Below are 11957 nucleotides of genomic sequence, written 5' to 3' on the forward strand. Positions count from 1 at the left end.
AGGAAGGTAAAAATCGGCTAAAACTTTGCCGGCCGGATTAACCGGTTGCTAACCATCGCGGCCCGGCATTGGCAGCAGCACCGGCGCCGCAAACGGCCGGTTCCACGAACCGCCGACGAAGAAGCGGGCAAGGTCCTCCGCTGGCGCCGCAGGCTCCCCGCCGGCATTGTCCGCTGTGGCGTCGGCGATTGCCGGCCCGGCGGTCGCCGTCAGCGCCAGGCTGCCGGTGCTCAGCGTGACGATGCCTTCGAGCCGCACCTCGCCGTCGGGATATATGATGCGTGTGTCCTTGAGCGTCAAAAGCCCTTCGGCGATGTCGCCATAGATCCGGGCACTTGAAAAGGTCTCGCCACCGGCCTCCATATCGAGCGAAAAATAGCGGACGATATCGCGCTGCCCGGAAAGCTGGCCGAACCCGAAGCCGGGCATGACGCCGTTGCGGACCTCGACTGACACCATGCCGTCAAGCGTTCGGCCCGACCGCATGGGACCTGTGGTTGGCGCATGCATGGTGACCGAGAAATTGCCGCGCCCGCGCGGCAGCGCGCGGGGCAATGCGAACGCTTCGCCAATGGCTGCCGTATCGACGTCCTGCCCCGACAGGATCACCTCGGCCCGTCCGCCCTCGGCAAACGACAATGCCAGACGTGCCTGCACATGACCGCCATAGGCCAGCGCATCGCCGATGTCGAAGATCGCGACCTCGTCCGAGACCTGGGCCGTTGCGGCGAGGTTTTCGAGCGACAGGTCCCCGAACGTGGCGGCGGCCGCCGACACGCGCAGATCGGTGCTGATCTGGGTCGCCACATCGGCCATCGAGGGCGGGCCGTCGCCAACCAGTTGCGGCAGATCGATGAACGCCGACAGGAATGCCGCGATGTCGAGCGTTGCGAAGTCGAGCGTGCCGGTCACGGCCGGCTCGGCGCGTTGCGCGCTGATGCCGATTTCGAGCACGCCCGACCCGCTGTTGCCATCCACCGTGATGTCCAGCCCCTCGAATCGCATCCGGCGCTGCGCCAGCCGCACGGGCCCGGACAGGGCGACTTCGCCGAGCGCCCTTCCGGGCGTCAGATCCGTGCCGAGGATCGTCATCAGCGTCTGCAGGGAAGGGGTCGAGAAGCTCATCGCGCCGTCGGCGAAAAGCGGGCCGCCGGCGTTCGCCATGCCGTCGAAATCGAGCGCCACCGCGTCGGATTGGACGGTCAGGCCGGTCTCGGACGGCGTGTTGAGGAAGAAGGCCCGCGGCGATTGTGTGTTGAAGGCCAGACTGCCGGCGGTGCCGCGCCAGATCGCCTCCGCCGACAGCGACAGCGGCGCGTCGAGCTGCGGCCAGTTCAGCTGTCCATCGACGGCCGTGATGTCCTCGATCACCGTGCCGTCGCCCCTTTCGAACGTGATGCGGCCCTGGGCAGTCACCACCGAACCCAGTGCGTCGCCGGACATCTCCCCCTCGGCGTCGGCAGCCCGGCGGAACAGCCGGCCGGCACGTCCGCTCTGTGCCGCCCAGTCGATGGAGCCGTCCTGCCCGACCAGCAGTCTCAGATGCGGCCGCACCAGCCGGAAGTTGGAGAATTCAGGACGGCCCATAACGAGCCCCACCAGCCCGATATCGGCTTCCATGCTCTCGATGGTCAGGATTGGCGCCGCCCGCCCGCCCGGCCCGGCGATCGTCACGTCTCTGAGTGTGGTGCGCGGTCGCGGGAAAATCCTCACCTGGGTCTGGCCGCCCAGTTCGGCGTCGGTGCCGAAAAAGTTGCCCAGTTCCCGCTCGATAGACGAGCGCACGATGTCGGTCGATACCAGCCAAGGCAGGGTCAGCGCGACGGCGCCGGCCATGGCAACCACCAGAACCGCAAGGATCGCGGCAGCACGCAACGCAGACTTACCCATGCGCAAGCTCTACCAAAAAACCCGTTGGCCCGACAAACGGTTTTGGCCGATTTGTCCGATATCCTCACGCCTTTGGTCGCGCCCGTCGGCGCCCCGGCTTGCGATGGATCGGATCAGCGCGTACCAGACCGTTCATCGGGCAGATGAGGAGGCTGGTCCATCATGACGTCACCCCTTTGGACACCATCGCCGAAAGCCGTCGAGACATCGGCGGTGCGGGCGTTCATGGATTTTGCGTCGCAGCGCGCGGGCCGCTCGTTCGGCGGCTATGCCGAGTTGCACCGCTGGTCGGTCGAGGATCGCGAGGGGTTCTGGTCGGCGGTCTGGGACGATGCCGGCGTTATCGGCGACAAGGGTGAACGCGTGCTGGAAAACGGCAACGCCATGCCGGGCGCGGATTTCTTCCCCGATGCGAAGCTGAATTTTGCGGAGAACCTGCTGCGGCAAACGGGTCCGGGCGAAGCCATCGTTTTCCAGGGCGAAGACAAGGTTACAAGGCGGCTGAGCTGGGACGATCTGCATGCGCTGGTCTCGCGGCTGCAACAGGCGATGGTCGCAAACGGCGTCAAGGCCGGTGACCGGGTGGCGGCGATGATCCCGAACATGCCCGAAGCGGTCGCGGGCATGCTGGCGGCCAGTTCGATCGGCGCGATCTGGTCGTCCTGCTCGCCCGATTTCGGGCCCAAGGGCGTGCTCGACCGATTTTCGCAGATCGAGCCGGTCATGTTCATCGCCTGCGACGGCTATTGGTACAATGGCAGGCCCAACGACATTGGCGGCAAGCTGGCCGAGATCGTGCCACACCTGCCCTCGGTCAGGAACGTGCTCATCGTCGATTATCTGGGCGCGGCGGAGCGGACCGCCCAGGCGACGCCGAAAGCCTGCTCGCTGGAAGCGGCGATTGCACCGTTCGATGCGCGGCCGTTGGCGTTCGAGCGGCTTCCCTTTTCCCATCCGCTCTACATTCTCTATTCGTCCGGCACGACCGGCATTCCCAAATGCATCGTCCATTCCGCCGGCGGCACGCTGCTGCAGCATCTCAAGGAGCACCGCTACCATGCCGGCATCAAGGCCGGCGACCGCGTCTTCTATTTCACCACCTGCGGCTGGATGATGTGGAATTGGCTGGTGACTGCGCTCGCCTCGCGGGCGACGCTGCTGCTGTTCGACGGCTCGCCCTTTGCGCCCGACGGCAACGTGCTGTTCGATTTTGCCGACCGCGAGAAGATGACCTACTTCGGAACGTCGGCGAAATATATCGACGCGGTGCGCAAGGCCGGCCTCCGGCCGATCGACACGCACGATCTGTCTACGGTGCGGGTGATCTCGTCCACCGGCTCGCCGCTGTCGCCGGAATGCTTCCAGTTCGTCTATGACGGCATCAAGTCGGACGTCCATCTCGCCTCGATTTCCGGCGGCACCGACATCGTCTCCTGCTTCGTGCTCGGCGTTCCGGGCGAGCCGGTTCATGTCGGCGAAATCCAGGGGCCGGGGCTCGGCATGGCCGTCGAGGTCTGGGACGATGACGGCAAGCCGGTCCAATGCGAAAAGGGCGAACTGGTCTGCACCAAACCGTTCCCCTCAATGCCGGTCGGCTTCTGGAACGACCCGGACGGCGAAAAGTACCGTGCCGCCTATTTCGAGCGCTTCGACAATGTCTGGTGCCATGGCGATTTCGCCGAGATCACCGGTCATGGCGGCCTGATCATCCATGGCCGGTCGGATGCGACGCTCAATCCCGGCGGCGTCCGGATCGGTACGGCCGAAATCTACAACCAGGTCGAGCAGATGCCCGAAGTGCTCGAGGCGATCTGCATCGGCCAGGAGTGGGACAATGATGTGCGCGTGGTGCTGTTTGTGCGCCTTGCCGAAGGCGCAGCCTTCACCGACGAGCTAGTCAAGGCGATCAAGGCCAAGGTGCGCACCGGCGCTTCGCCGCGCCACGTTCCGGCTGTGGTCCTGCCGGTCGATGACATTCCGCGCACCAAATCGGGCAAGATCGTCGAACTGGCCGTGCGCGAGGTGGTCCATGGCCGGCCGGTCAAGAACCAGGAAGCGCTCGCCAATCCCGAAGCGCTGGCGCATTTCGCCGACCGGGCCGAATTGCTGCCGTGACCTTGTGCCAGGTGCCGCCACGTTAACCACGGTGTCGCTACGGAACAGCGCGCCGCTTCGTTAACCATGCCCGGCAAGGAACCGTTAAGGCCTCGCGCTTAAGCTGGCGTTAACACTTTCAACTGGCCCGTCGGAAACCGGGTCTCATTGGCGCCGCCTCCACTCACAGCGATCTTTATTCTGCCGGCTCCCGCAGGGGGCCGGCATTTTCTTTGGCGGGGACGTGTGCGAACCTTGCGCCGTGTCAGCTCGCCAGAACGCGCGCGGGCGGGAAGATGATATCGACCCGCGTGCCCTGACCCGGTTCTGAACTGATGCCGAATTCGGCGCGGTTGGCCTCGACCAGCGCCTTGGTCAGCGGCAGGCCGAGCCCCGTGCCGTCGCCGCGCCGCTGGCCGACCGCGGTGACCTGCTGGAACGGCTTGAGCGCGCTTTCCAGTTCCTTCTCCGACATGCCGATGCCGCTGTCGCGGATGCGCAGCAGCACCGCGCCATTGCCGGTGTAGCTCGTCGAAACGATCACCTGTCCGCCCGCATGGGTGAAGCGGATTGCGTTCGACAGAAGGTTGAGGACGATCTGCTTGACCGAGCGCAGGTCGGCGACGACCGGCGGCACCGTGCTCTCGAGGCTGGAGCGAACGATGATCTGGTTGCGGTTGGCCTGCGGCTGAACCATTGCGATGGCTTCGCCGATCGCCTCGTTCAGCGCGACGCTCTCGAATTCGAGCTCCTGCTTGCCTGCCTCGATCTTGGAGATGTCGAGAAGATCGTTGACCAGGTCCAGAACGTGCCGGCCGGACTTGTTGATGTCGGCCAGATAGTCCCGGTAGCGTTCATTGCCGATTGGCCCGAACCGCTCCTCGGCCATCAGTTCGGAAAAGCCGATGATTGCGTTGAGCGGCGTGCGGATCTCGTGGCTGATCTTGGCCAGAAACTCGGACTTGGTGTTCGACGCCTGCTCGGCCTGACGCTTTGCGTCCTGAAGCGCCTGCTCGGTCTGCTTCCAGGGTGTGATGTCGCGGATCACGGCGCAGAAGCCGTTGCTCGCCGGCATCCGGCCGATCGTCATGAACAGCGGCAGAAAGCCGCCATTGCGTTCGCGGCCGAGCACTTCCCGTCCCTCGTTGAGAACGCTTGCCACGCCGTTGTTGGACAGGCCGTGCAGATAATCCATGGCCGCGCGCTGGCTTTCATGGGCGAACAGGAAGGAAAAGCTCTTGCCCTCGATTTCCTCGTTCGGATAGCCGAACAGCGCCGATGCCGACCCGTTCAGCGAGCGGATCGTGCTGTCGGCGCCGATCAGGATCACCCCGTCGGTGGCCGTGTCGAGGATCGCGCGCAGTTCGGCGGCTTCGGCCGCGCTGACGGCATGGGGGTCGGGCCGCGAGGCGACGTCGGACGGCTCGGGCGCGCCGCCTGTTGCGGTTTCGCCCGGCAACGCGGCGGACGCGCTCGTCGTGTCGTCGGCCAGCGGCCGCGGTTCGAACGCGAACATCAGCGCCCGCGCGCCCATCCAGGGCACGATCTGCAGATGCGCGCGGGCCGCGATCGGCTGCCCGTCGGCGCCGACCAGCGTGATCGCGCGGTCGCCGGCATCGTCTTCGGTGTCCGGCGCGCTGCCGCCGAACAGCATGTCGAGGCCGCGTTGGTTCAACGCCCCGGTGTCGGCATCGCCGGCCATGGCGGCGAACGCGGCATTGGTATAGAGCGCCTGCTCGTTGCGCACGATCAGGAGCGGCAACGGCAATTCGTCCAGCGTCTCCGGCGCCAGCCCGTCCGTGGCTGGCACGGGCGCCTCACCGTCGACCGGGGTTTCGGCCCAGGGCTCGCCAGGCGGCACGTCCTCAAGCGTGGAGCCGTCGGCTTCCACCGCCAGGACATCGTCGGGGATGTCGTGGCGATCGTCTTCGTCATCATGGCCTTCGGCCTTGCGGTCTTCGGCGGCAGCCTTTTCGATGGCCGGCTCGAGAGCCGGGTGATGTTCGGCCTCAACGGTTTCTTCGCCCGGTTCGTCCGCCAATGTCGTATCGTCTCCGGCCGACGCGGGACTTGACTGGCCATCGAACGTACCGGTCTCGACGCCATCGTCGCGCCGGCCGAGCGCTTGTCCGATCTTGCGGAAGGCTTCGGCTTCCTCATCGCTCAGATGCGGTCCGGGCGCGATATGGTCGGGATCGTCTTCGGCGGCGGCGTCCGGGAACGGCACGATCGTGTCGCTCCTGCGGCGCATCGGGTGGGCCGGCGCCACTGCAAGCACGGGCGGTTCGTGCGACAGGTCGGGCGCATCCGAGCCGGCAGCCTCGCCGGTCTCCGCCGCGCCGTCATCGGCTTCGGCGGCCGGACCCTGATCGTCCACGACGTACTCGTCGGCCGAATCGGCACCGGTCTCGGCCGGAGCGCCGAGCGGAGTGGTCAGCGCCAGTCCCCGCGCGTCCGGATCGGTGGCGATGTCGGCCATGCGGGCAATGCCGAAACCGCGATAGCCCTCGAATTCCCGTTCGCGGCTGTAATAGGGCAGGGCCGCCAGATCGACCGGCACCTGCTGGTCGGTGCCCTGGACCGGCCAGAGCACGCTCTTGCCCGACCAGGTGTCGCGACGCGACAGGGCGGCGACAATCTCGCCCGCCGGATCGAGCGCCAGCCGGTCGACGATATCGGCAAACCCGTGTCCCGCAAGCTCTGCGGCATTGGGTCCGACGGCGCGGGAAAATTCGGGCGACACGTCGACGAAGACGCCGTCGCGATCGGTCTTCCAGACAAAACGTATCGGCCCCGATCCGAGGTCCGGTCCGGTGAAGGGCGCCGGCGCGGGCACGGTGGCGATCTCCGCCGGCTCCCTTTCGGGTTCTTCCGCGGTTTGCGTGTTGCGGTTGGCGTCGGCGCCGACACCGCTCGCGTCGCTTTCCGTGGCGACCGGGGATATGTCCTCGTCCGGGTTCCGGGATGCGGCCGGCGCCACATCCATTTCGGCCGCCGTCGCGAAGTCGCCGGGCATCAGGTCCACAGCCGCAGCGGCGGCGATCGAGGCCGGTTCCGCAGGTCGGTCTGCAAGCGCCAGTGCGACGATCAGATAGCGTTCGGGCAGGTCGGCCAAACGCCCGACGCCGGCGGCAACGGCCGATCCGGTGTCCGGCAGATCGACGATCTGCTTGACGAGGCGGTCGGCTTCTCCGCGTGTCCGGGCTGCTAGATCGCGGGCGATGTCCGCCGGCACGCCAAGCGCCTCATAAGAAGAGCCGGCGCTGAGCACCCGGCCGCCGCCGTCGATGATGGCGGCCCCCGCGCCCTCGTCCTCGAGGCCGGTCAGGGCGACCGCCAGACATTCGGCCTCGTTCATTTGGGTATCGCGCGCCGGCGCCGTCACGAGCGCATGCTTGCCGCGAACACCGGACAGATCGATGCGGCGCACATGGGCCTTGACCAGCCGGCTTGTCAGGCCCGAGCGGAGGCGGACCAGCGCCGTGCGCGGCTCGTCCTTCAGCGCGCCAAGCACGGCGCGCACCTGGCGCATGCCGGTTTCCGCCGCCGGCGAAAGCGCCGTTTCGCCCGCGCGGCTGCCGATCGCCGACAGCCCGAACAGCCCGGCCGCCGCGCCGTTGGCCCAGCGCAGGGCGCCGCTCTTGCGGTCGATGATCAGCGCGGCCTGGCCCGACAGCATCGCCTCCCGGACGCCGTCCTGCACCGCGATATCGATGAAGGATGTCCCGTCCCAGTTTCGTGAGTTGGTCATGTCGTCCGCCATGCTCGCCGCGTCGGCCATCGTGCTCTTAACAAAACCTTAATTGTCTTATTGAGCGGCACCCGTCCAGTTTTCAACCGCGCGGCCCGGTCACGGAGTGAATCTCTGGTTAACGGTGATTGTGCGTCGCACAAAATTGTTGCAATGCACAATTCGATACGCTATATAGCGGTCAGTCTCATTCAACCCTTGGAGGACAATGACATGGCCAAAGCCGCCGCTCCCAAAACCGAAGCTCCGACAGCCAAAGCCGCACAGGACGCATTCGCCATGGGCCAGATGCCCGATCCGGCCGACATGCTGGAACAGTTCCGTACGCTGGCCGAGGAAAACCTCGCCAAGTCGAAAGCTGCCATGGAAAAGGCCAAAGCCGCCTTTGACGATGTGCAGAAGGAAGCCGAGGCCGGCATCCATTCGGCACAGGAAAACACTTCGAAGATCTCGCTTGCCGCCATCGACACGATGCGCGCCAACACCGAGAGCACGTTCAGCCATCTCGAGAAGATGGTCGGCGTAAAGTCGGTCGCCGAGATGATCGAACTGCAGACCGCTTTCGTGCGCGAACAGGCCGAAAAGGCCGTCGATACCGCCAAGACCATGCAGGGCCTTTACCAGAAGGCCGGCGAGGACATGACTGCCCCTGCAAAGGCCGTCGCCGAAAAGGCCATGGGCGCGCTCAAGCAGGACTGACCGTCCTCACAATTGCCGGATCGCCGCATCCTCCTCCCGGCGGCGCTCCGGCCCGGGCCCGATCACCGAGTACGGGTCCGAAGGCCGGGTTCGCCCGGCCTTTTTCTTTGCGCTGGCGGACCTCGTGAACGGCAAAGGCAAGTCTTGCAAAAGCGCCGCCAGCGGACTATGCGAAGCGTCGCGAACAACGGTTTGCGGGCGTAGCTCAGTTGGTTAGAGCGCTGGATTGTGGCTCCAGAGGTCGGTGGTTCAAATCCACCCGCTCGTACCACCCCTTGCCGGGTGGCCCCATCGTCATCGCCACGTTCCGAAGAATTCCGGCTTTTTGACCCTAGAACAGGCTGCCCTGGCCGCCGCCTTTTGATGCCGGACGCGCAGGTTTTTGCCGTCCGGGATTTTTTGGCGCCTTGCCGTCGGCGACCACATCGAGCCGGTCATCGCCGGCAAACTGGATGGCCAGCCGGTCGCCCGATGCAATGCCGGCCGATCCGCGCACCGGCGTGCCGTCCGCATCGCGCACCAGCGCATAGCCGCGCTCCAGAACGCTTTGGTAGGACAGCGATTTGAGCAGCCGCGCCGCTTCTGCCAAGCGGCTGGTCGCATCGCCGGCCTTGTCGTGCGCGGCGCGGTCGAGCCGTGCCAGCGCTTGCGACAGTCGCCGTGCGCCGTCGCCATGCAGCCTTTGGCTGGTGCGCGTGGTCAGGCGCGCCGCGCGATGCGCCAGCTCACGCCGGCGCAGATCGAGCCCGCGCGACAGGCCGAGCGGCAGGTCCCGTGCCAAGCGGCCAAGGCTCTGCCGGTCGCGCGCGACCTTTTCGGAAAGCCGGGCCGGCGCCAGCATGGCGCCCAGCGCCGCCAGCCGCCCGCGCCGTTCGGCAAGCCGCGCATCGAGGCTGGATCGCAGCCGACCGTCGAGCCCGTCGAGCCGCTGCCGGGGCAGGGCAAGGATCTGGTCGGGCTGCGGCAGACCGCGTGCCAGTGCCCGCACGCGCGACCGCCGGTCGTCGGCCAGCCGCGAGACGGTGCCGGCAAGACGCGCGCCCAGTTGCGCCAGATGGGCTTCAAGGTCTGCCCGGACCGGCACCGCGATCTCGGCGGCGCCCGTCGGCGTCGGTGCGCGCCTGTCGCTGGCATGGTCGATCAGAGTCGTATCGGTCTCGTGGCCGACCGCCGAAATCAGCGGGATGGCCGAGCCGGCCGCGGCACGCACCACGCTCTCCTCGTTGAAGCCCCATAGATCCTCGAGGCTGCCGCCGCCGCGCGCGACGATCAGAACATCCGGCCGCGGCACCGGCCCGCCGGGAGCCAGCGCGTTGAAGCCGTCAATGGCCGCCGCCACCTCGCGCGCCGATGTTTCGCCCTGAACCCGCACCGGCCAGACCAGCACATGGCACGGGAACCGGTCGGCGATGCGGTGAAGAATGTCGCGAATGACGGCGCCGGTCGGCGACGTGACGACGCCGATGACGCGCGGCATGAAGGGTAGCGGGCGCTTGCGCGCGGCATCGAACAGGCCTTCGGCTGCCAGCGTCTTGCGCCGTTCTTCCAGAAGCGCCATCAGCGCGCCGGCGCCCGCCGGCTCGATCGCATCGATCACGATCTGGTATTTCGACGAGCCGGGATAGGTGGTCAGCTTGCCGGTCGCGATGATCTCCAGACCCTCTTCGGGCTTGAAGGCCAGCTTGGAAAACGTGCCGCGCCAGATCACCGCTTCCAGCGTCGCGCGGTCGTCCTTCAGGCGAAAGTAGGCGTGGCCCGACGAATGCGGCCCGCGATAGCCCGACACCTCGCCGCGCACGCGCACCCGCCCGAATGCATCCTCGACGGTGCGCTTGACCGCCTGGCTGATCTCGCCGACGGAATATTCGGCGACGTTCGAAGTGGGGGAATCGGCAAGGGGCTGATCACTGGCCATGCCGGTTTGTTTCAGCCGCCCGGCGGACGGTCAAGTATCGGCTTTGTAAGACGCAGGTCAGCGACACATTTCGATCGGCCATCCATCGTCCGGCTGGTTTCCGATCAGAAGCCGCGGCCATCTGGCGCCGTCTTCCATCCGCACATGGCCATACTGGAGCCCGCAATCGAGCCGGATTTTTCCGTCACGCACGAAGTAGACAGCAGTCCATGTGTCCCAGGAGGGTATGCCCTCATAGCCAAGCATACGCCGGAGCCATTGTTGCCGCTCGGTTGCGTGTTCCGAGATGGCCGGTATCGCGTTGGCGATCATATCGGCCGTGATCATCCGTTGGCCCACGCCGGATCGGTAGGTTACGAGAAACATTTTTTCCGGCCAATTGCGAATCAAGGAGTCCACGGCTTTCGTGTCTTTTCGGACATTGAAGTCGGTGAACGATCCAAGCCGCCCGACAAGGCCGGCCGGCCGACCAAACCTCTCGCCGCCTTTGCGGCCCCCGACCGCCAGTATTTTCCTGATCTTCGATTCCTGGATCAGACCGCTGGACAAAAGCCTCGCTGAAACGGTCATTGGCCCGAGTTCGACGATAACGACTTGCCCGTTGGCCCCATTTACTATTTCTGCGATCCGGACAAGGCGTTCTTGGTCCGCCAGTGTGCCATTTTGCCCTGCCGGAGGTCGTGTGGCTCGTTTGTTGCGTACCTTGCGATAGCTTTCATCAGGCCCACGCAGAAGCCGCCACGTTCCTCCACCGAGTTTGGCAAGGCGGACATCGAGATTTCGGTGGACCTCGGCGGTTGTTGACCCGCCGTTGCCGAATATCGAAACCACTCCAATAACATCAATGCACCCGAGTTCTTCCAGGATTGAGTAGATGTGCAACGAGACACTGTCGTCTATCTCGCCGTTGAGCGTCAGGTCCGCCACCAGCAGCACCGGGCTTGGCGCTGGCTGGACACAAGCCGGTGTGTCGGACAAAAAATGCCTCGCCAACTCTGTGCTGGCTCTGTCGGTTGCAAGCGCTGCCGAAAGTGCAAAGGAGACAAAGACAATCGCCACTGCGATGATACGGACAATTTTTTCGGCGTACGACGGAGCGCTCGCGCGGACCGGATTCATGAATTTATGATTGACGGTCGCACGCATGCCGACGTTCAAAGCAGAACGCGATAGCGACGGTTCGAGCGGCTGTGATGATAGACATATGAGCCATCCGCTTTGCGGAAAAACGTATAATTTGTCGTGGCGCCTTCGATAACCCCGTCCGGACGAAGCGTGTAGTTCCACGGTGAAGGGTTCACCTGCCCATTATTGCCAACGAACGTGTAAGTGCCGTCGGACTTGAACAGGAAACGACCGGAAGGACTCCGCCAAGGACGGTCGATGAAAACCGACTGCACTTCGGACGCTGAAAGTTGCGTCCCGTTCGACTCCGGTGTCGATGTGCAACCCGTCAACAAAATCAATGCGACAAGAAGAACATACTTCATCTTTCAGCTCCCAGATCGGAGCAATTATTATCTAAATACCCAGGAAAGGTAAACCATCTGTGGATGTTGAACGGCAATTCATTGATCTGGAAAATCAAAACAAAAGATCTTCAACGTA

The 11957-nt window shown here is 65.1% G+C and carries 7 protein-coding genes and 1 tRNA gene; 3 read left to right on the top strand and 5 right to left on the bottom strand.

Translation table 11 applies throughout. The features are described 5' to 3' along the window. Positions 1-48 precede the first annotated feature (48 nt). On the bottom strand, positions 49-1890 hold the full coding sequence (locus tag ACOQOU_RS11615; RefSeq protein ID WP_306026105.1) for an AsmA family protein: 1842 nt from the start codon (positions 1888-1890) through the stop codon (positions 49-51). 162 nt (positions 1891-2052) lie between these two features. On the opposite strand from ACOQOU_RS11615, the gene ACOQOU_RS11620 reads away from it, so the two are divergent. Then, positions 2053-4005 carry an acetoacetate--CoA ligase gene (locus ACOQOU_RS11620; protein ID WP_306026106.1) on the top strand — a complete coding sequence of 651 codons (1953 nt, stop codon included), beginning with the start codon at positions 2053-2055 and terminating at the stop codon, positions 4003-4005. Positions 4006-4249: 244 nt separating this feature from the next. Here the strand turns inward: ACOQOU_RS11620 and ACOQOU_RS11625 are convergent, their stop codons facing one another. After that, complete coding sequence (locus ACOQOU_RS11625) at positions 4250-7735, bottom strand: ATP-binding protein (RefSeq protein WP_306026107.1); 3486 nt, start codon at positions 7733-7735, stop codon at positions 4250-4252. 213 nt (positions 7736-7948) lie between these two features. On the opposite strand from ACOQOU_RS11625, the gene ACOQOU_RS11630 reads away from it, so the two are divergent. Together ACOQOU_RS11630 and ACOQOU_RS11635 are read left to right on the top strand one after the other, a co-directional pair. Next, complete coding sequence (locus ACOQOU_RS11630) at positions 7949-8434, top strand: phasin family protein (protein ID WP_158585156.1); 486 nt, start codon at positions 7949-7951, stop codon at positions 8432-8434. A gap of 194 nt (positions 8435-8628) precedes the next feature. Beyond that, a tRNA-His gene (locus tag ACOQOU_RS11635) sits at positions 8629-8705 on the top strand. 60 nt (positions 8706-8765) lie between these two features. On the opposite strand, the gene xseA is transcribed toward ACOQOU_RS11635, so the two are convergent. From xseA to ACOQOU_RS11650, 3 genes are read right to left on the bottom strand one after another with little or no spacing between them, the layout of a single operon-like run. Beyond that, the gene (gene xseA, locus ACOQOU_RS11640) at positions 8766-10349 is read right to left on the bottom strand and encodes an exodeoxyribonuclease VII large subunit (protein ID WP_306026108.1); all 1584 of its coding nucleotides are present in this window, start codon (positions 10347-10349) and stop codon (positions 8766-8768) included. Between the two features lie 57 nt (positions 10350-10406). Next, positions 10407-11495 (bottom strand): nucleoside hydrolase, encoded by a 1089-nt coding sequence (locus ACOQOU_RS11645; protein ID WP_306026109.1) that lies wholly within the window; start codon positions 11493-11495, stop codon positions 10407-10409. Positions 11496-11503: 8 nt separating this feature from the next. Next, on the bottom strand, positions 11504-11839 hold the full coding sequence (locus ACOQOU_RS11650; protein WP_147393267.1) for a hypothetical protein: 336 nt from the start codon (positions 11837-11839) through the stop codon (positions 11504-11506). Positions 11840-11957: the final 118 nt, after the last annotated feature.

The organism is Oceaniradius stylonematis, from assembly GCF_965223445.1.
GTDB lineage: Bacteria > Pseudomonadota > Alphaproteobacteria > Rhizobiales > Rhizobiaceae > Roseitalea > Roseitalea stylonematis.